20 protein-coding genes are annotated in these 18,366 nt (G+C 67.2%); 13 read left to right on the forward strand and 7 right to left on the reverse strand.

Going from position 1 to position 18,366, the window contains the following annotated elements:
- Window positions 1–714, forward strand: coding sequence for a class F sortase (locus B7R21_RS01630; RefSeq protein ID WP_216364075.1), 714 nt, complete (start codon window positions 1–3; stop codon window positions 712–714).
- A gap of 88 nt (window positions 715–802) precedes the next feature.
- On the opposite strand, the gene B7R21_RS01635 is transcribed toward B7R21_RS01630, so the two are convergent.
- The 3 genes from B7R21_RS01635 to B7R21_RS01645 all read right to left on the reverse strand — a co-directional run bounded on the left by B7R21_RS01635 (window position 803) and on the right by B7R21_RS01645 (window position 3,940).
- Window positions 803–1,765: a cation diffusion facilitator family transporter gene (locus B7R21_RS01635; RefSeq protein ID WP_116281501.1), complete on the reverse strand. Its 963-nt coding sequence runs from the start codon at window positions 1,763–1,765 to the stop codon at window positions 803–805.
- Window positions 1,766–1,827: 62 nt separating this feature from the next.
- Complete coding sequence (locus tag B7R21_RS01640; RefSeq protein WP_116281502.1) at window positions 1,828–2,499, reverse strand: potassium channel family protein; 672 nt, start codon at window positions 2,497–2,499, stop codon at window positions 1,828–1,830.
- The gene (locus tag B7R21_RS01645) at window positions 2,492–3,940 is read right to left on the reverse strand and encodes a TrkH family potassium uptake protein (protein ID WP_116281503.1); all 1,449 of its coding nucleotides are present in this window, start codon (window positions 3,938–3,940) and stop codon (window positions 2,492–2,494) included. The genes B7R21_RS01640 and B7R21_RS01645 overlap by 8 nt, the downstream gene beginning before the upstream one ends.
- Window positions 3,941–4,003: 63 nt before the next feature.
- On the opposite strand from B7R21_RS01645, the gene B7R21_RS01650 reads away from it, so the two are divergent.
- From B7R21_RS01650 to B7R21_RS01665, 4 genes are all read left to right on the forward strand, one after another.
- Entirely contained in the window at window positions 4,004–4,513 is a 510-nt protein-coding gene (locus B7R21_RS01650; RefSeq protein WP_116281504.1) for an ArsR/SmtB family transcription factor, read from the forward strand.
- A 198-nt stretch (window positions 4,514–4,711) separates the two neighbouring features.
- Complete coding sequence (locus B7R21_RS01655; RefSeq protein ID WP_172592003.1) at window positions 4,712–8,146, forward strand: S8 family serine peptidase; 3,435 nt, start codon at window positions 4,712–4,714, stop codon at window positions 8,144–8,146.
- 161 nt (window positions 8,147–8,307) lie between these two features.
- Complete coding sequence (locus B7R21_RS01660; protein WP_116281506.1) at window positions 8,308–8,529, forward strand: helix-turn-helix domain-containing protein; 222 nt, start codon at window positions 8,308–8,310, stop codon at window positions 8,527–8,529.
- A 95-nt stretch (window positions 8,530–8,624) separates the two neighbouring features.
- Window positions 8,625–8,723, forward strand: a complete 99-nt coding sequence (locus B7R21_RS01665; protein WP_003792170.1) for a 30S ribosomal protein bS22 — start codon at window positions 8,625–8,627, stop codon at window positions 8,721–8,723.
- Window positions 8,724–8,761: 38 nt separating this feature from the next.
- Here B7R21_RS01665 and B7R21_RS01670 read toward each other — a convergent pair whose 3' ends face one another.
- On the reverse strand, window positions 8,762–9,532 hold the full coding sequence (locus B7R21_RS01670) for an HAD family hydrolase (RefSeq protein WP_116281507.1): 771 nt from the start codon (window positions 9,530–9,532) through the stop codon (window positions 8,762–8,764).
- Between the two features lie 75 nt (window positions 9,533–9,607).
- Here B7R21_RS01670 and B7R21_RS01675 point away from each other — a divergent pair, with 75 nt between their 5' ends.
- The 3 genes from B7R21_RS01675 to B7R21_RS01685 all read left to right on the forward strand — a co-directional run bounded on the left by B7R21_RS01675 (window position 9,608) and on the right by B7R21_RS01685 (window position 11,039).
- The gene (locus B7R21_RS01675; RefSeq protein ID WP_116281508.1) at window positions 9,608–9,877 is read left to right on the forward strand and encodes a glutaredoxin family protein; all 270 of its coding nucleotides are present in this window, start codon (window positions 9,608–9,610) and stop codon (window positions 9,875–9,877) included.
- On the forward strand, window positions 9,874–10,173 hold the full coding sequence (locus tag B7R21_RS01680; RefSeq protein WP_116281509.1) for a Dabb family protein: 300 nt from the start codon (window positions 9,874–9,876) through the stop codon (window positions 10,171–10,173). The genes B7R21_RS01675 and B7R21_RS01680 overlap by 4 nt, the downstream gene beginning before the upstream one ends.
- Before the next feature lie 143 nt (window positions 10,174–10,316).
- The gene (locus B7R21_RS01685) at window positions 10,317–11,039 is read left to right on the forward strand and encodes a UPF0758 domain-containing protein (RefSeq protein WP_147305770.1); all 723 of its coding nucleotides are present in this window, start codon (window positions 10,317–10,319) and stop codon (window positions 11,037–11,039) included.
- 32 nt (window positions 11,040–11,071) lie between these two features.
- Here the strand turns inward: B7R21_RS01685 and aspS are convergent, their stop codons facing one another.
- A complete protein-coding gene (gene aspS / locus B7R21_RS01690; protein ID WP_116281511.1) occupies window positions 11,072–12,400 on the reverse strand; it encodes an aspartate--tRNA(Asn) ligase in 1,329 nt (442 codons plus the stop codon).
- Window positions 12,401–12,434: 34 nt separating this feature from the next.
- Entirely contained in the window at window positions 12,435–12,566 is a 132-nt protein-coding gene (locus tag B7R21_RS20835) for a hypothetical protein (RefSeq protein ID WP_301182541.1), read from the reverse strand.
- 151 nt (window positions 12,567–12,717) lie between these two features.
- Here B7R21_RS20835 and B7R21_RS01695 point away from each other — a divergent pair, with 151 nt between their 5' ends.
- Genes B7R21_RS01695 through ccsB form a run of 5 tightly spaced genes read left to right on the forward strand, consistent with a single transcriptional unit; the run spans window position 12,718 to window position 17,524 of the window.
- Window positions 12,718–13,362 (forward strand): histidine phosphatase family protein, encoded by a 645-nt coding sequence (locus B7R21_RS01695; protein ID WP_116281512.1) that lies wholly within the window; start codon window positions 12,718–12,720, stop codon window positions 13,360–13,362.
- A 3-nt stretch (window positions 13,363–13,365) separates the two neighbouring features.
- On the forward strand, window positions 13,366–13,986 hold the full coding sequence (locus B7R21_RS01700) for a TlpA family protein disulfide reductase (RefSeq protein ID WP_116281513.1): 621 nt from the start codon (window positions 13,366–13,368) through the stop codon (window positions 13,984–13,986).
- Window positions 13,987–13,989: 3 nt separating this feature from the next.
- Window positions 13,990–14,733: a cytochrome c biogenesis CcdA family protein gene (locus B7R21_RS01705; protein ID WP_437184169.1), complete on the forward strand. Its 744-nt coding sequence runs from the start codon at window positions 13,990–13,992 to the stop codon at window positions 14,731–14,733.
- A complete protein-coding gene (resB, locus tag B7R21_RS01710) occupies window positions 14,717–16,426 on the forward strand; it encodes a cytochrome c biogenesis protein ResB (protein WP_437184170.1) in 1,710 nt (569 codons plus the stop codon). Before B7R21_RS01705 ends, resB begins: the two co-directional genes overlap by 17 nt.
- Window positions 16,427–16,435: 9 nt before the next feature.
- Window positions 16,436–17,524 (forward strand): c-type cytochrome biogenesis protein CcsB, encoded by a 1,089-nt coding sequence (gene ccsB, locus B7R21_RS01715; RefSeq protein WP_253259579.1) that lies wholly within the window; start codon window positions 16,436–16,438, stop codon window positions 17,522–17,524.
- Between the two features lie 61 nt (window positions 17,525–17,585).
- Here the strand turns inward: ccsB and B7R21_RS01720 are convergent, their stop codons facing one another.
- On the reverse strand, window positions 17,586–18,323 hold the full coding sequence (locus B7R21_RS01720; protein ID WP_116281514.1) for a helix-turn-helix transcriptional regulator: 738 nt from the start codon (window positions 18,321–18,323) through the stop codon (window positions 17,586–17,588).
- Between the last annotated feature and the right edge of the window lie 43 nt (window positions 18,324–18,366).

Consider the following 18,366-nt stretch of genomic DNA (forward strand, 5'->3'; position numbering starts at 1 on the left):
ATGCGCTTCACGATCGGTTCGGCGGCGGTTCGCGGCGTCGCGTCGCTGATGCTCGTCGGCGGTCTGTGGGGCGTCACCGGATGCTCGACCGCTGTATCGCCCGGGGCGCTGCCGGTCGGGGCATCCGGCACCGCCGAACCGGGGACCGCCGCACCGGGGATCGCGTCGCCGGGCGGAACGGCAGACCGCGGCGGCACCGGCAGCGTGCAGAACCCCGACCTCGGCGCTGCACCCGGGCCCGCTGTGGTCGACGGATCTGCGCGGCCCGTCCGTGTGCAGATCGCCTCGATCGGCGTCGATTCGGCCCTGGAATCGCTCGAGAAGGATGGCGGCGGCTCCCTTCTGCCGCCCGTGGACTTCGCCTCAGCGGGCTGGTACAGCGGGGGAGTGGTGCCCGGCGCTGTCGGCCCCGCCGTGATCGCCGGTCACATCGATTCGTCGGTCGGCCCCGCCGTCTTCTCCCGGTTGTCGTCGCTGGCCGCGGGGGATCCCGTGGGAGTCACTCTGTCCGATGGGCGCGTGGCGACCTTCACCGTCGACCGGGTGATCCAGGTCGCCAAGGCCGACTTCCCCACGGCAGAGGTCTACGGGGCCGTCCCGACCGCGCAGCTGCGACTGATCACGTGCGGCGGCGTGTTCGACGACGACTGGGGGCACTACCTCGACAACGTCGTGGTGTTCGCCTCGGAGACGGCGATCAGCACTCAGCCCTGATCGGCATCCAGCCCTGACCGGCACTCAGCCCTGGTCAGCACTCAGCCCTGACCAGCCGGCGACCCCGGGACTCAGTCGACCCGAGGACTCAGTCCGAGGCCCGGATGACGATCGCCTCCGTGGGCGTCGCCGGGTCGACGGGTGCGATGTACACGTCGGGTTCGATGTAGATCACCCGCGCGATCGGCACAGCGGCCCGGATGCGCGCTTCCACCGAGTTGATCGCGCTCGCGACATCCTCGAGCCGCGCGCTGGCCGGCATGGCGACCTTGGTCGCCACCAGGAGTTCCTCCGGCCCGAGGTAGAGGGTCTTCATGTGGATGACGCGCTCCACGTCGTCGCCCGACTCGATGGCTTCGAGGATGGCGCGGGTGTCGACCTCGCCGGCGCCTTCGCCCACCAGCAGGCTCTTGGTCTCCATGCCGAGCACGAGTGCCACGAGGATCAGCAGCACCCCGATGCCGACCGTGCCGATGCCGTCGAAGACCCCGTTGCCGGTGATGATGGCGAGCAGAACACCGACGAAGGCGAGCGCGAGGCCCACCAGCGCAGCGAAGTCCTCGAGCAGCACGACCGGCAGTTCGGGAGCCTTTGCGCGGCGGACGAACTGCACCCAGCTCTGCTTTCCGCGGGTGTGGTTGCTCTCCTTCATCGCGGTGCGGAGCGAGAAGCCCTCGAGCACCATCGCGGCCAGCAGCACGGCGATCGGCAGCCACGGTGTCTCGATCGGGTGCGGATGCCCGATCTTCTCGATCCCCTCGTAGAGCGAGAAGACCCCGCCGACGGAGAACAGGATGATCGACACGACGAAGGCGTAGACATAGCGTTCCCGGCCGTAGCCGAACGGGTGTTCGCTGTCAGCCGCCTTCTTGGCCTTCCGGCCGCCGAGTAGCAGGAGCAGCTGGTTTCCCGAGTCGGCGAGGGAGTGCACGCTCTCGGCGAGCATCGACGACGACCCCGAGAAGACGAAGGCGATGAACTTGATGACCGCGATGCCGATGTTCGCCCCGAGGGCTGCGAAGATCGCCCTGTTGCCGCCGCCTGTGCTCACGTGATGTTCCCTCGTTCGATCGAGCCCTGAGGGCCAAGTTTAGAGCCGACAGGCTCCGCAGGTCAGCGCGGCAGCCGAGCGAACGCGTCGATGTCGGACGCGGTGCCGGAGACGACGATGAAGTCCTCGGCCCCCACCTGGGTGCTCGCACCCGCGTAGACGAACGGTGCGCCGTGAGACTTGACGCCCACCACCGTGATGCCGAACCGGCGACGGAGCCCGAGCTCCTGCAGCGGCCCGCCGCGAGCCACCTCCGGTGGGCGGAGCTTCGCAAGCGAGAGTTCGTCGTCGAACTCGATGAAGTCGAGCACCTGGCCCGACACGAGATGGGCGATCCGGTCGCCCGACTCCGCCTCGGGGTAGATCACGTGATTCGCACCGATCCGCTCCAGGATCGTGCCGTGCGACTTCGACATCGCCTTCGCCCAGATCTGCGAGATGCCGAGGTCAACCAGGTTCGCGGTGATGAGCACGCTGCCCTCGACGGATGATCCGACCGCCATGACCGCCACGTCGAAGTCCTGCCCGCCGATCTGCCGCAGGGCATCCAGATCCGTCGCATCGGCCTGCACGACATGGGTCACGCGCGTCGCCCACTTCTGCACGAGCATCGCGTCGGTGTCGATCACGAGCACCTCGCGCCCGAGCTGTTCGAGCTTGTCGGCGGCGGCAGCACCGAACCTGCCGAGCCCGATGACCAGCACCGGAGCGCCACTGGATCTGTCTCTAGCCAACGATCGGCCTCTCCTCGGGGTTCTGGTAGAGCTGTCGCCGCTGCCTGAGCGCCAGTGCGGCGGCGAACGTCACTGTACCAATGCGTCCCATGAACATCGTGGCCGCCAAGACGTAGACCCCGGCATCCGGAAGCTGTGCGGTGAGCCCTGTCGAGAGGCCGGACGTTCCGAAGGCCGAGATCACGTCGAAGAGCACGTTGTCGAGGGGGGCCTTCGAGATCTGCAGGATGATGATGGCCGAGACGGCGATGGTGCTCGCGCCCCAGAGCACCACGCTCACCGCGAGGCGGAGGATGTCGACGGGGATGCGGCGGCGGAACGCCTGCACCTGGTTGTTGCCGCGCGCCTCGGCGACGGCGGCGAGGAAGAGGATCGCGAGCGTGGTCACCTTGATGCCGCCGGCTGTGGATGCCGAACCTCCGCCGATGAACATCAGCATGTCGGTCACGAGCATGCTCGATCCGTTGAGCTGGTCGATGGGGATCGTCGAGAAACCGCCCGACCGGGTCATCGTCGACAGGAACAGCGACTGGAAGCCCTTGTCGAACCCGTTCATCGGCCCGAAGGTCGCCGGATTCGCGAACTCGAGAGCGAAGTACAGAACGGCGCCGGCGCCCAGCAGGATGACCGAGGTGACGAGCGTCAGCTTGACGTGCAGCGACCACTGGTTGCGGCCAGGCGTGCGGAGCGCCCGCGAGAAGGCGTAGATCACGGGAAAGCCGATGCTGCCGAGGAAGACGCCGATCATGAGGACCGTGAGGAAGTAGTAGTCCGACGCGAACGGTGTGAGCCCCTCGGAGTTCGGGGTGAAGCCCGTGTTGGTGAAGGCCATCGCCGAGTAGTAGAGGCTCTCGAGTGCGGCGGTGCCGACGGGTACGCCGGCGATGAGCAGCCGGGGGAAGAGGAGGAGCGCCAGGCCGCCCTCGATCACCAGCGCGCTCACGGCCACGGTGGCGAGCAGCCCGCCCACCTCGCCGAGCCGCACGGCCTGGCTGGCACCGGCCACGCCCGAGTGGGTACGTGAGGGATCGGCCTCGCCTGCCGCGAGGATGCGCGAACGGAGGCCGAGGCGCCGCGAGACGACGAGGCCGAGGATCGACGCCAGAGTCAGCACTCCGACGGCGCCGATCTGCACACCGATGTAGATGACCACCTCGCCGAAGAACGACCAGTGGGTGGCCATGTCGACGGTGGAGAGACCGGTGACGCAGATCACGGTGACGGCGGTGAAGAGTGAGTCCGCCAGATTCGTCGACGTGCCGGTCGCGCTCGAGATCGGCAACGAGAAGAGGAACGTGAACAGCACGATCAGGAGCAGGAAGACGAGCACCGCGAAGCGTGAGGGTGACCTGCCCGAGAAGTCCTCGATGGCGTCCCTGACCCGCCTCGAACCCGACCGCACACCGTAGCGGGGCGCTCTGACGGGTGCGCCCTGGTCCATGCCCCCCAGCTTGGCACCCGCGTACGGCGGACACAACGCGGCGCGGCGCACTACCCTGTAGCCATGGCCGACATCTTCTCTGTGATAGCTGACCCCACGCGCCGCCACGTGCTCTCGCTGCTGTTGAAGAGATACGTCGCAGCCGACCGCGATGACGAGGGCGACGGCGAGGGCGCCGAACCGTTCGGCGCGATCGGCGTCTCCGAGCTGGTCGCCCAGTTGGAACTGAGCCAGCCGACGGTCTCCAAGCACCTGAAGGTGCTGCGGGATGCCGGGCTCGTGAGCGTTCGCGAGGTCGGGCAGCATCGATACTACGCGCTCGAAGCGTCGCCACTCGAAGAGGTCGAGGACTGGCTGATCCCGTTCCTGAGTGCCGACTTCGACGAGGTCGAGCAGGAGGACGGGTCGGGCGTCGAGGGGAACCTCGCCGATTTGGCCGAGCAGGGCAAGTCGCAGGCGTCGATCGTGGGGGAGCGGGTCGGCCAGTCTGTCGCCACGGCGACCGGTCGTGCCCGCTCGATCTTCGAAGAAGTCACTCGGAGATTTCCGAACATTACAAGAAGTAGCGATTAGTCGCGGGAATCTTTCGTCCGCGCGACATACGCGCTGAGAAAGCACTGTGAGCGCAAAGATTCTGTGCCAGCTCACATCCTTAACACAACGGAAACATAGCTTTCCCTTGTATATGCCGGGAATTTGCTTAGGGTGGACGAACGAGTGCGGGCCTGTCCCGCGCCCAGACACTGTTCGTCTACAGATAGAGGTTCCTACGTGAGTAGTTCCCGGCGACGTATTCCTGCGCCCCATCCCCGTTCATTCTCCAGGCGGGGCGGTGTCGTCGCCGCAGCGGCTGCGCTCGTGCTCGCCGTCGCCGGTGCAGCAGGAAGTGCTGCGGCCTTCACGCCCGCAGCGACATCTGCAGCCGTCTCAGCGCAGACCGACAGGGCTGTCGGCCTCGTTCCCCTCCCGGGTGGTGCGACGAAGCCCTCGACCGACTTCACGGCAGGGCGCTACATCGTCACTCTGACGAACCCCTCGGCGGCCACCTACAGCGGAGGCATCGACGGCTTCGCAGCCACCAAGCCGTCGGCCGGTGACCAGATGAACGCCCGCTCGGCGCCGGTCTCCAGCTACACCGACTTCCTCGCCGGCCGCCAGAAGGATGTCGCAGCGTCTGCGGGAGTCAGCATCGACTATTCGTACACGCTCTCCCTCAACGCGTTCTCGGCGAACCTCACGCCCGAGCAGGCCTCGGCCCTGACCTCGAGCAAGGATGTCGCCCAGGTCACCCATGACGAGATCCAGCACATCACCGCCGCTGAACCCTCCACCACCTACCTCGGCCTCGACGGCGACACGGGCGTCTGGGCGCAGCACGGCGGCGTGGCGGATGCGGGCAAGGGGATCGTCATCGGCGACCTCGATACCGGCATCGCCCCCGAGAACCCCTCCTTCTCAGGCGACCAGCTCGGCACCACGCCGGGCGACGCGCCGTACCTGACCGACGAGGTCGACCCGGCGCACAACGACACGGACATCCGTTTCAACAAGGCAGACGGCAGCACCTTCTACGGCGCCTGTGTCACCGGTGAGCAGTTCGACGCGAGCGACTGCACGACCAAGATCGTCGGGGCGCGCTACTACCTCGACGGTTTCGGAAAGGCCAACATCGGCACCGCAGCCACCGGCGAGTACGTCTCCCCGCGTGACGGCGACGGCCATGGTTCGCACACCGCCAGCACCGCGGGTGGCAACAACGCCACCGATGCGACCATCGCCGGCAACAGCTTCGGTAACATCAGCGGTGTCGCCCCGGCGGCGAAGATCGCGGTCTACAAGGTCTGCTGGTCGGGCCCCGACCCCGTCGGAACGGCAGACGACGGATGCTCGACGGCCGACATGCTCGCCGCGATCGACCAGGCAGTGCTCGACGGCGTCGACGTGCTGAACTTCTCTATCGGCGGCAGCTCCGCACAGACGACCGTGTCGCTGACCGACCAGGCGTTCCTCGGAGCGGCCTCGGCCGGTATCTTCGTCGCAGCCTCCGCGGGCAACTCCGGCCCCGGGGCCTCCACCCTGGACAACGCCTCGCCGTGGTACACCACGGTGGCGGCATCCACGATCCCGAGCTACGAAGCCACCGCCACCCTCGGCGACGGCAGCAAGTACGCCGGCGGATCGATCACCGTGCAGCCGGGTGACGAGGCTCCCGTCGAGGGCGACCTCGTTCGTGCCGACCTCGTGAAGGCCGACACCGCCAGTGTCGCCGACGCACTGCTCTGCGCGCCGAAATCGCTCGACCCCACAAAGGTCGACGGCAAGATCGTCTTCTGCCAGCGGGGGGTCTACGACCGCACGGCCAAGTCGGCCGAGGTGAAGCGCGCCGGTGGTATCGGCATGCTGCTGGTGAACAAGACCGGCTCCTCGATCGACCTCGACGAGCACTCCGTGCCCACCGTGCACCTCGACGCTCCGGCGTGGGATGCGACCTACGCCTACGCAGCGAAGGCCGGCGCGACCGTCACGTTCACCAAGGGCAACACGGCAGGCGCCTCGCCCGCCGTTCCCGTTCTGGCCGGATTCTCCAGCCACGGACCCGTTGTCGCGGACGGCAGCGACATCCTGAAGCCGGACATCACGGCCCCGGGTGTGGCGATCCTCGCCGCCGCTGCGAACGCCGAAGGTGCGTCGCCGACGTGGGAGTTCCTCTCCGGAACCTCCATGGCCGCCCCGCACATCGCCGGTCTGGCCGCGCTCTACCTCGGTGTGCATCCGAAGGCCTCGGTGTCGGAGATCAAGAGTGCGATGATGACCACCGCGACCGACACTGTCTCGTCTGACGGAAAGCCCGTCGAAGACGTCTTCGGCCAGGGTGCCGGTGAGGTGACCCCGACGAAGTACTTCAACCCGGGTCTGCTCTACCTGAACGGCGTCGACGACTGGTACTCCTACCTCGAGGGCATCGGCTACGACGTCGGACGCACCCCGAAGCCGATCGATGCGAGCGACCTGAACCTGGCGTCGATCGCGATCGGTTCGCTGACCGGAACCCAGACGGTGACCCGCACGGTCACGTCGACAGAGGCGGGTACCTTCACCGCTCTGCCCGTCACGGTTCCCGGCATCGACACTGTCGTGACCCCGTCGACGCTCTCCTTCTCGGCTGCTGGCGAGTCGAAGACTTACACGGTGTCGTTCACCCGCACGGATGCCCCACTGAACGAGTTCACGACCGGGTACCTCACCTGGGCGAACGGTGACCAGACGGTTCGCAGCCCCATCGCGCTGCAGCCCGTTCCGATCGCCGCGCCCTACGAGGTCGACGGAACCGGCACCACCGGTTCGGTGGATGTCTCGGTGACGCCCGGCTCCGACGGCGCCATCCCGCTCGTGGTCGAAGGACTGGCGAAGGCCGACCTGCTGGTCGCCGACAACCAGGACCCGGCCATCCCGCTCGACGGTCACTCGGCGGTCACGCCGCTGAAGGGCACGGCGACGTTCGCGGTCACCATTCCGGCAGGTCTCACCGAGGCACGCTTCGACCTGAAGTCGATCACGACGGCAGAAGAAGGTGCTGACCTCGACCTGACCGTCGACCAGCTCGACGCCGACGGTACGGTCATCGCGACCTACAGCTCGGCGACAGGGGCGGCCGACGAACGTGTCGACATTCCGGCCCCTGAGGCGGGAAAGTATGCCGTGCGCGCCGATGTGTTCGCCCTGCCGACAGGCCAGGCCGATGCAGCGATGGACCTCAACGCGTTCTACGTCACACCGGACAGCGGAGACGGGGCCTTCACCGCGCCGGCGACCGTCGAAGGAGTGCAGGGCACGCCGGTCACCTACACCGCATCGTGGACGGGTCTCGACTACTCCTCGAAGTACCTCGGGCTTGTCGCCTACGGTGACTCGGGAGTCTCGACCTTCGTCGGAGTGAGCACGGAGGCAGCGCCCACACCGACGCCGACTCCCACGGCGACGCCCACCTCGACGGCTGTTCCGCTGCCGACCGGTGGCCCGGGAACGCCCACCGCGACCCCGGTTCCGGGTGACGGCGGCGGAGACCCCAGTGGTGGCCTCGCCAGCACCGGTCTCAGCACCATCGTGCCGATCGGACTGGCGGGCATCCTGTTGCTCGCCGGCATCGCAGCCCTCGTTGTGCGCCACCAGCGCCGCGTCGGCCGGGCGGACAGCAGCGACGAGTAGCAGTCGCAGATGATCGGGGCCGGGTTCTGCATCGCAAGGTGCGGGGCCCGGCCCTCCTCCCGTGTACCAGCGCTTTACAGCGGTTCACACCAGCCCCTAGAGTTCACTCAGGCAACATCCACCTTCTTCTCTCCCGCACGGCTCTGTGAAAGGCGTACGCAATGCCGAACGATCTGGCTGACGTGCGTTTTCTCACCGTCGCCGAAGTGGCCGACATGATGCGTGTCTCGAAGATGACCGTCTACCGGCTGGTGCACTCGGGTGAGCTGCCGGCCATCCGGTTCGGGCGCTCCTTCCGGGTGCCGGAGACGGCCGTCGCCGAGGTGCTCGCGCGGCCCGCTTCCTCCCTGCCCCCGGCCGCGGAGAATCAGCAGGCGCGGTAGTGCGCTAGACTGCTGCGAGGCAATTTTTCCTTCTCGGTTGCGCGCGGCAGCATGTTCTCGCCGGTGTGGCCACTCCCCAATCTTGTGAGGTACATGTGGGCTCCGTAATTAAGAAGCGTCGTAAGCGCATGGCGAAGAAGAAGCACCGCAAGCTGCTTCGTAAGACGCGCCACCAGCGACGCAACAAGAAGTAGCTCCTACTTCAGCCAATCAGCGTCAGAACCGTCTCCTCTCAGGATGATCCGGTCTGGCGCTTTTTGTGTCGGTGCGTGCCCGGTGCGGGGTTGCGGCGTTGCGGGCTCCGCGTACGCTGCCTGCGCTTCCTGGTCAGGTCAATCACCGGCCAGCCCCGGGTGGATGCCTCGACGCGGAGGCGGTCGTCAGGGTTGACGGCCACCGGATGCCCGACCATCCCGAGCAGAGGCAGGTCGTTCGCGGAGTCGGAGTAGGCCCAGCAGTCCTCGAGATCGACCCCGTTCTCTGCGGCGAGGCTCCGTGCGGCCTCCGCCTTGGCGCCGCCGTGCAGCATCTCGCCGTCGAGCCGGCCCGTGAAGACCCCGTCGGCCGCCTCGAAGCGCGTGCCGAGCGCTCCGGTGAGGCCGAGCCTGCGGGCGATGACCTGCGCGACGATCTCGCCGGTGGCCGAGACCAGCCAGACTTGGTCCCCCTGCTCGAGGTGCTCGTGCGCCTTCGCGACGACGTCGGGCCAGAGCCGGGCGGCGATCTGGCGGTCGTAGACGTCTTCGCCGAGCCGCAGCAGCTCGTCTTCGGTGTGCCCCGACAGCATCTGCAGGGTGCGGGTCTTCATGCTCTCGGTGTGGCGCATGTTCTCGCCGACCGAGATGAAGCGTGCCTGTTGCCAGGCGAAGGTCGCGACATCCCGCACGTTGAGCAGGCGCAGGCGCCAGGCGCCGAACCCGACGAAGTACACGGTGGCACCGCGCACGAGGGTGTTGTCGATGTCGAAGAACGCGATGGCGGGGCGTCTGTCGGCGGGAAGCATGGCGCCATGCTAGCGAGTCCGGGTTACAGGCGGTCGCCCGGGGTGCGCCGCGATCTGCCGCGCTAGAGTGAAATCGTGGCCCGAACCGAACTCACCCTCGTCTCGAAGCCGGGGTGCCACCTCTGCGACGATGCGCGGTCCGTGATCGAAACTGTGGTCGAAGGTCTTGCGCGGCGCGAACCGTCCGTGGTGGTCGACGTGCACGAAGTGTCGATCTTCGACGACCAGGCGCTCTACGACGAGCACGTCGAAGACATTCCGGTCGTGCTGATCGACGGCCGGGTCCACACCTTCTGGCGCGTCGACCCGGCGCGTCTCACCTCGGCACTCCTGGGAGCCTCATGATCCGTCACATCGTCACGTTCACCCTCGCCGATCCCTCGCCCGAGAAGCGCGCGGAACAGGCGTCGTTCGTCGCCAGCCAGTTGCGCTCGCTGGTGGGGGTCGTTTCCGAGATCATCGCGCTCGACGTGGTGACCGACGTGCACGCGACGCCGGGCAATGCCCACGTCGCCCTGATCTCGGACTACGAAGACCAGGCGGCGTTGGAGCGGTACCAGGTGCATCCTGACCACGTGCGGGTGTCGTCGTCGATCAAGCCGCTCTTCTCGGGGCGGGCTGCCATCGACTTCGAGGTCTGAGCGAGGCTGGTTCCTTTCGTGGGCTGAGCCGCCCGCTGCCCTGCGGAGGCTGTCTTCTCGTCCACAGGCGCTTCCGACGAGAGTTTCTCCACAGTTCAGGGCCCGGCCCGGTATCGGAGGCCGGGCAGCTCTACCGTTGCCGCATGACAACGCCTCGTGAATCGCTCTGGACAGTCGCTCCAGAAGACCGGCCGCGCGAAAGACTCGCCCGGTTGGGCCCGGGTGGTCTGAGTGACGCCGAGCTCGTTGCGCTCGTTCTCGGTTCCGGGATGCCCGGGGTGAACGTTCTCGACAGTGCCGGGTCGCTCCTTCGTCAGACGGGCGGTGTCACCGAACTGATGAGCATGACCGTGAGCGAACTGCGGTCGCTGGCGGGCGTCGGCGTGGCCACCGCGGGGCGGATCGTCGCCGTGGCCGAGCTCTGGCGCCGCGCGAACGACCCGCCGCCGGGTGACGTGCTCGAGACGCCCCAGCATGTGGTGCGCGCGGTGCGGGCGTTCCTCGCGGCGGAACGCGCGGGGCCGGTCAACGGCGGCGCCGCGCCTGCGCTCGTGGTTGTGGTGGCCGACAGCGAACTCCGGCTGCGACAGGTGGTGCCGCTCGTCGGCGCGCTGGTGCCGGTCTCCGCTCCGGCATCCGCATCCGCACCCATGACCATGCACGCGCTCGTCGCGGCGACCCTGCACGAGGTGCTGTACCGCGGGGGTTCGGCATTCGCGCTGGCTCTCGTTCCCGGCGAGCATCCAGAGCCGACCGACGAGCTCCGCGCCATCCGCGACGTGCTGAAGCTTGCGTCGACGACCGTGGGACTGCGCTGTCTGTCGACCGTCGTCGTGGCCGAAGACGACTGGGCGCCCCTCGCGTGACCAGCCCCGAGCGCCCCGAGCGCGTGAGGCGGCTAGGGAGTGAGGCGCGTCGGGCCGCGGAAGAGGTACGTGACCTCGCGGAGGTTCCCCTGGTCGAGCATCAGCATCAGCACACGGGCGAGGCCCATGCCGAAACCGCCGTGCGGCGGCACGCCGTGGCGGAAGAAGTCGAGGTAGTAGTCGAGTTCCCGCGGGTCGAGCCCCTTCTGGGCAGCCTGGGCCTCGAGGATGTCGACGCGGTGCTCGCGCTGCGCTCCGGTGGTGATCTCCGTGCCGCGGAAGATGAGGTCGTAGCTCTTCGTGAGAGCCGGATCCTCGTCGCTGTGCATGTGGTAGAACGGCCTGATGCTCGTCGGGTACTCGGTGAGGAAGACGAACTGGTGCCCGAAGGTCTCCTCGACGTGGGCCGCGATCTGGCGCTCGCCCTCGGGGTCGAGGTCGTCGTCTGCGCGGTCGATGACGTGACCGCGGGCGGCGACGATCTGCTTCGCCTCGAGCAGCGGGATGCGCGGGAACGGGATGCTCGGCACGACGATGTCGATGCCGAAGAGTTCCGAGATCTCAGCCCCGTGCTTCGCTTTGACGGCACTGAATCCTGCGACGAGCAGTTCCTCCTGCATCGCCATGACGTCTTCGTGACTGTCGATCCAGCTGATCTCCGCGTCGACACCGGTGTACTCGGTGGCGTGACGCGAGGTGAACGACGGATCTGCGCGGAAGACCGGGCCGATGTCGAAGATCTTGCCGAACCCGGCCGACTGGGCCATCTGCTTGAAGAATTGCGGACTCTGCGCGAGGTAGGCAGTGGTGTCGAAGTAGTCGAGCTTGAAGAGCTCGGCATTCGACTCCGACGGGCTCGCCATCAGCTTGGGGGTGTGGATCTCGACGTAGTCGCGGTCGATCCAGTAGGTACGGAACGCGTGTTCCAGCGTCGTCTGGATGCGGAAGATGAGAGCGTTCCGCGGAACCCGCAGGTCGAGGAAGCGCCAGTCCATCCGCTTGTCGATCCCGCTGTCGGCGGCGATGGGCGTGGCCGGGTCGGCCAGAGCGGAGACCGTGAGCGAAGCCAGCTTCACCTCGAGGCCACCGAGCTTGACCCGTTCGTCGTGCTTCAGCTCACCGGTCGCCGTGACGAACGAGCCCTGGGTCAAAGACGAGATCGTCGTGGCCGGCTCGTCGGCGACCACGACGCCGTCAGCATCCGACGTGCGAGGGTTCACCAGTTGCACGGCGCCGGACTCGTCGCGGAGAACGACGAACTGCACCTTCTTCTGGTCGCGGACGGTCTCGACCCAGCCGGAGACCGTGACGGTTCCGTCGGCGAGAGCGGGCAGGTCTTTGATGAGAACGCGTTCAGTCACGGGCACTCATCCTATGCGGTCCGCCCGGGCAGCCTCAGGGGAGACGGCGGAAGTACGAGCGGGTTGCGACGTGGCCGTAGCCGTCGGTCGCGGTCTGGATGATGGCCGCGACGATGCCGACGAGGGCGAGCAGTGCGAAGACGGAGAGAACGATGATGAGTGCCATGAGTGAACCTTTCCGGACTCAATACTTCCCTCGACAACTGTTCAGCACAATCTCTTTCATCTTGAGTTTTCATGAAGCAGAGCTACACATTTGGAGGCGCATTCAGGTGGCGGGCAGCTTGATGACTTCTACGCTCCGTAGACTTGTCGCTGTGGTAGCCAGCCAACTTCATCTCGTGCGTCACGGCGAGGTCTTCAACCCCGAGCACGTGCTCTATGGGCGCCTGCCCGGATTCGGTCTCTCCGAGCTCGGAGTACGCATCGCCCAGTCGGCCGCCGACGAGCTCGTCGAGCGGGGTCGACCCGTCTCTGCGCTCTTCGCGTCGCCGCTCCAGCGCGCCCAGGAATCGGCCGCGCCCCTCGAACGCGCCTTCGGGATCACCATCCAGACCGAGCCGCGCATCATCGAACCGACGAACCGGTTCGAGGGAATGAGCCCCGCCGTGCGGAACCGCGCCCTCCGCAACCCGAAGAACTGGCACTGGGTGCGCAATCCCTTCCAGCCCAGCTGGGGGGAGCCCTACGTGAGCATCACCACCCGGATGATCGCCGCCATGAACGACGCCTACGATTCGGTGGAGGGGGGCGATGTCGTCATGGTGAGCCACCAGCTCCCGATCTGGTCGACACACCTCCAGATCACGGGGCAGCGCCTCTGGCACGACCCTCGCAAGCGCCGGTGCAACCTCTCGAGCATCACCTCCTTCGAACGTCGGGGTGCCCGGTTCGTCGAGGTCGGCTACGAAGACCCGGCCGGGTTGCTCCTGGCAGCTGCTGTCGACGACGGGGCGGTCTGAGCCATGGCACTCTTCGGCACCGACATTCGAGCCACCAGGCGCGCCGCCCTCGCGGTGGCCGCGGCGGCGATCGCCCTCGGCGTGCTCGCCGGATGCTCGAGCGACCCTCTCGCGGCCCAGTACAGAAGCGGTGACAGCAAGCAGTACATCGCCGGCGACGGCACCGTCACCGAGATCCCCCTCGCCGACCGCGCTGCCCCCGTCTCGTTCACGGGCACCACGGAGACCGGCGCATCGGTCGATTCGTCGCAGTACCTCGGGCAGGTGCTGGTGCTGAACTTCTGGTACGCCGGCTGCGCGCCGTGCCGCGCCGAGGCGCCCGCGCTCGAGACCCTCAACACGAAGTACACCGACAACGGGGCTTCGTTCCTCGGCGTGAACGTGCGCGACCAGGCTGCGACGGCGGTCGCCTTCGGCACCTCCTTCGGCGTGACCTACCCATCGGTGATCGACACCGACGGTGCCGTGCAGCTCGCGATGAGCGGGGTCGTGGCGCCGAATGCCGTGCCCACCACCCTCGTCATCGACAAGCAGGGCCGGGTGGCCGCACGGATCCTCGGGCAGGCGACGGCCCCGAGCATCCTCGACACGCTGATCTCGAGCACCATCGCCGAAACGAGCTGAGGCGTGGTCAACCCCTTCGCCGACGCCGTGCTGAACGGCCAACTGATCGTCGCCATCCCGATTGCGATGCTCGCCGGTCTCGTCTCGTTCGCGTCGCCGTGTGTGCTGCCGCTCGTGCCGGGCTACCTCGCCTATGTGGGCGGGCTGAGCGAGCCGGGCGCCGCGAGCAACCGCCGTCGGGTGCTGCTCGGCATCAGCCTGTTCGTGCTCGGGTTCTCACTCGTGTTCGTGGCGGCATCCACCCTGTTCGGGGCTCTCGGGGTCTGGCTCCTGGTGTGGGGCGAGGTCATCACCCGGGTGCTCGGCGTGGTGGTGATCCTGCTGGGGCTGGTCTTCATCGGGCAGTTCAGCTTCTTCCAGCGCACCTTCAAGACCACCTGGCGCCCGGCGACGGGCCTGGCCGGCGCTCCCATCCTCGGTATCGTCTTCGGCCTCGGCTGGACGCCCTGCATCGGCCCGACCCTCGGCGCGATCCAGGCGCTGAGCCTCACCGGCGGATCCGCTTGGAACGGTGCCCTCCTCGGTCTCTTCTACTGCTTCGGCCTCGGTGTGCCCTTCCTGCTCGTAGCCCTCGGACTCAACTGGGTCACCCACACGATCAGCTTTCTCAAGCGGCACATCCGCGTCATCAACATCCTTGGGGGAGTCGGCCTCGTGGTCATCGGAATCCTCATGGTCAGCGGTCTCTGGACTGCCTGGACCTACCAACTGCAGGCGGTGATCACCGGTTTTGTCCCGGCCATCTGACCACTACGACTCACCCGATCCGGCCCTGGCCGAGCGCTCCGCCGGCGGCAGAGCGACCGACGGCACGGGTTCCGGCGCCACCGACGGAACCGCCGGTGGCGACATCCTGCAGCCGAAGCTCGGCGTCGTGGGCTGGCTCCGCTGGTTCTGGCGGCAGCTCACGAGCATGCGCACCGCGCTGTTCCTCCTGCTCCTGCTCGCGCTTGCGGCGGTGCCCGGTTCGCTCGTTCCGCAGCGGGCCGCCGACCCGAACGGGGTCACGCAGTACTTCGTCGACAACCCCGACCTTGCGCCCGTGCTCGACAAGGTGCAGGCCTTCGACGTGTACACCTCGGTGTGGTTCTCGAGCATCTACCTGCTGTTGTTCATCTCGCTTGTGGGCTGTGTCATTCCGCGGGCGAAGCACCACTTCGATGCCCTGCGGGCGAAGCCGCCGCGCACACCCGCCAGGCTCTCCCGTCTGGCCGGTTTCCAGCAGCGCGAGGCGGGGCCGGGCACGAACGGTGCCGAGGCGATTGAGGCTGCGCGGGCGATGCTCCGTCGGTCGGGGTACCGCACCGTGGTCTTCAGCGCACCGGGCCGGAACGGCGGCGAGGTCACGTCGGTGTCGGCCGAGCGCGGCTACGCGCGGGAGACGGGCAATCTCGTCTTCCACGCCGCGCTGGTGGGCATCCTGATCACCGTCGGCGTCGGCGGCGGGTTCGGTTTCAGCGGCCAGCGGGTGCTGGTCGAGAACGGCCAGACGTTCGTGAACACGCTCAGTGCCTTCGACTCCTTCAACCCCGGCAGATTCTTCACTGAGAGTTCTCTCACCCCCTACACGATGAAGCTCGACCAGTTCTCGGCCACCTACGAGACCAAGGCCGACGGCGCGTTCGGCCAACCGCTCGACTACAACGCACAGGTGACGACCCAGGAGCAGGGCGGCGCCGAGCAGCAGGCAGACATCAAAGTGAACTCGCCGTTGCGTATCGGGGGAACAGACGTCTACCTCCTCGGCAACGGCTACGCCCCGACGATCACGGTGAAGGACCCAACCGGGAAGGTCGTGTTCACCGACTCGATCCCCTTCCTGCCGCAGGATGCGAGCCTCACGAGTGTCGGTGTGGTCAAGGTTCCGGATGGCCTCACCGAACAGCTCGGCATGATCGGGTTCTTCTACCCGACCCAGGCCGTCTCGACAACCGGCGCCTTCTACTCGACGTATCCCGACGACGACTATCCCGTGCTGACGCTGAACGTCTACCAGGGCGACCTCGGCCTGAACGGCGGAACGCCCACGTCGGTCTACTCCCTCGACACCGACACCCTCACGCAGTTGACCGGTGGATCGACGGGCACGAAGTCGATCGAGCTCAAGCCCGGCGACAGCACGGAACTGCCGAACGGCCTCGGAACCGTCAGCTTCGACAAGGTCTCCCGCTTCGCCTCCCTCGACATCCACCACGACCCCACCCAGGGGTATGTGCTGCTGTTCGCCACGCTCGCCCTGCTCGGTCTGCTCGTCTCGCTCTTCATTCCGAGGCGTCGCGTGTGGGTCAAGGCGACGGAGCGGGACGACGGCACCGTCACTCTCGAATACGCGGGCCTCGCCCGGGGCGAAGACCCCCGGCTCGTGCCTGCCGTCGCCGAGATCGCAGACCGCCACACCAAATTGATCGGCAGCCAACCGCCGCCGGAATCTAACGCTTAGGCTATCCACGTGACCCAAACCATCGATGAGTACTCGGTCTTCTTCCTGTATGCCGCCATGGCGGTGTACGCGATGGCCTTCATCGCCTTCGCGCTCGATCTGGCCCGTCGTTCCGCCCAGGTGGGCGCCGGCAACAGGGTCGGTGTCGACGGCTCGGTGACGACCGCCGACGAACGTGTGCTCGAGAAGGTCGGCGCGGGTGCGCCTCTTTCGGTGAACGGATCGGCGGTCGGAGGCGGATCCGCTGTCGGGGTGTCGACTCCCCCGCGCCGGAGCCTGTTCTCGCGCGGCGGCGATCCGGCATCCATCGACGGTGGTTCCGGTACCGGCACGACGAAGCGCTCCCTCAGCCTGCGGCTCGGTGTGGCGTTCACGCTGATCGGGTTCCTGCTCGAGGCGACCGCCGACATCCTTCGCGGCATCGCGGCCGCCCGGGTTCCGTGGGCGAACATGTACGAGTTCTCGATGACCGGGACCGTGTTGATCGTCGGCGTCTTCCTGGTGGTCATCACCCGGGTCGACCTCCGGTTCCTCGGTACCTTCATCACCGGTCTCGTTCTCATCCTGCTGGGCATCTCGACGGTGAACTACTACGTCGGCGTCTCCCCTCTGCCGCCGGCGCTCCAGTCGGCGTGGCTCGTCATCCACGTCTTCGTCGCCAGCCTCGGCACAGCGTTCTTCGCCCTCGGGTTCGCCCTGTCGGCCATCCAGCTTGTGCAGTACCGCCGAGAGTCGATCGTTGAGGGCGCGAAGTTCTGGCGCCTCAAGTTCATGGCGTCCCTGCCCGACTCGAACCGTCTCGAGAACCTCGCCTACCGGGTGAACATCGTCGGCTTCGTGTTCTGGACCTTCACCCTGATCGCGGGCGCCGTCTGGGCCGAACGTGCCTGGGGTCGCTACTGGGGCTGGGACACCAAGGAGGTCTGGACCTTCATCATCTGGGTCATCTACGCCGGCTACATCCACGCACGGGCAACCCGCGGCTGGCGCGGATCCCGCTCGGCAGTGCTGGCGATCATCGGCTTCGCCGCGGTGCTGTTCAACTTCGGCATCGTCAACGTCTTCTTCCACGGCCTGCACTCGTACTCCGGCCTGTAGGCCGCCCTCTCGCGCTGCGCTCGCTCCCAGCCCCCTGCGGCTGCACGCCGCAGCGGACTGCTCAGCGCTGGCCGCGGGCCAGCTTGAGGTAGCGGTAGACAGTGGGCTCCGAGACGTGCAGCTCGACGGCGGCGTGCGAGACGGCACCCTTCATGAGGAAGATCCCGGCGGAGTCGAGCTCTCGCACGGCCTGGACTTTCTCGTCGGGCGTCATTCGTGATCCGTCGACGCCCAGCCGGGAGACCGTCCGGGCCACGTTGTCGCGGGTGAGCTCGTCGACGCTCAGGCTGAGGCGCTCGGCGACCTCGGTGCTGGACGATGAGGCGGCCGCCGAGACGGCGGGCGGCGCATCCGGAGCCTGGCCCGACGACTTCAGGAGTCCTGTGGTGCGCGTGATCGACTCGAGCAGCTGTCGCGCCTCGTGGAGGGGCCCGTCGTCGACGTTGAGGCAGAGCATCCCGATCACCTGGCCCGCGTCATCGCGGACGAAGAATGTCGAGGACCGGAAGTAGCCTCCGGTCTGCGACTGCGCCAGGTAGTTGGTGAGGTAGTCGCGTTCGAGGTAGTCGCGGTTCTGCAGGATCTTCAGAACGAGGTCGGTGGCCGGCCCGCCAACACTCCGGCCGCTCATCTCACCGTTCTCGACGGCGATGATCGAGCGCGAGAGGTCGCTGGTGTCGTGCAGCACGATCTCGGTGCGCGAACCCATCAACGAGGCGAGAAAAGGCAGGAGCGCGAGGTAGGGCTCGAACTCGGTCCTGATCTGCCGCTCTGGCTCAGCATGTGCGGAAACGGTCATGGGCACATCTTGCCCGACGTCTGAGGGTGGATTGTTTCGTTCC

Origin of the sequence: Subtercola boreus (genome assembly GCF_003399625.1) — a bacterium.
Lineage (GTDB): Bacteria > Actinomycetota > Actinomycetes > Actinomycetales > Microbacteriaceae > Subtercola > Subtercola boreus_C.

Bases quoted from the DNA above. Each gene is read 5' to 3' on its own strand.
- B7R21_RS01645 (WP_116281503.1), bottom strand. From the start codon at position 3,940: ATGGACCAGGGCGCACCCGTCAGAGCGCCCCGCTACGGTGTGCGGTCG.
- B7R21_RS01680 (WP_116281509.1), top strand. From the start codon at position 9,874: ATGATCCGTCACATCGTCACGTTCACCCTCGCCGATCCCTCGCCCGAG.
- B7R21_RS20835 (WP_301182541.1), bottom strand. From the start codon at position 12,566: ATGGCACTCATCATCGTTCTCTCCGTCTTCGCACTGCTCGCCCTCGTC.
- B7R21_RS01670 (WP_116281507.1), bottom strand. From the start codon at position 9,532: ATGCTTCCCGCCGACAGACGCCCCGCCATCGCGTTCTTCGACATCGAC.
- B7R21_RS01720 (WP_116281514.1), bottom strand. From the start codon at position 18,323: ATGACCGTTTCCGCACATGCTGAGCCAGAGCGGCAGATCAGGACCGAG.
- B7R21_RS01685 (WP_147305770.1), top strand. From the start codon at position 10,317: ATGACAACGCCTCGTGAATCGCTCTGGACAGTCGCTCCAGAAGACCGG.
- B7R21_RS01650 (WP_116281504.1), top strand. From the start codon at position 4,004: ATGGCCGACATCTTCTCTGTGATAGCTGACCCCACGCGCCGCCACGTG.
- B7R21_RS01660 (WP_116281506.1), top strand. From the start codon at position 8,308: ATGCCGAACGATCTGGCTGACGTGCGTTTTCTCACCGTCGCCGAAGTG.
- B7R21_RS01700 (WP_116281513.1), top strand. From the start codon at position 13,366: ATGGCACTCTTCGGCACCGACATTCGAGCCACCAGGCGCGCCGCCCTC.
- B7R21_RS01630 (WP_216364075.1), top strand. From the start codon at position 1: ATGCGCTTCACGATCGGTTCGGCGGCGGTTCGCGGCGTCGCGTCGCTG.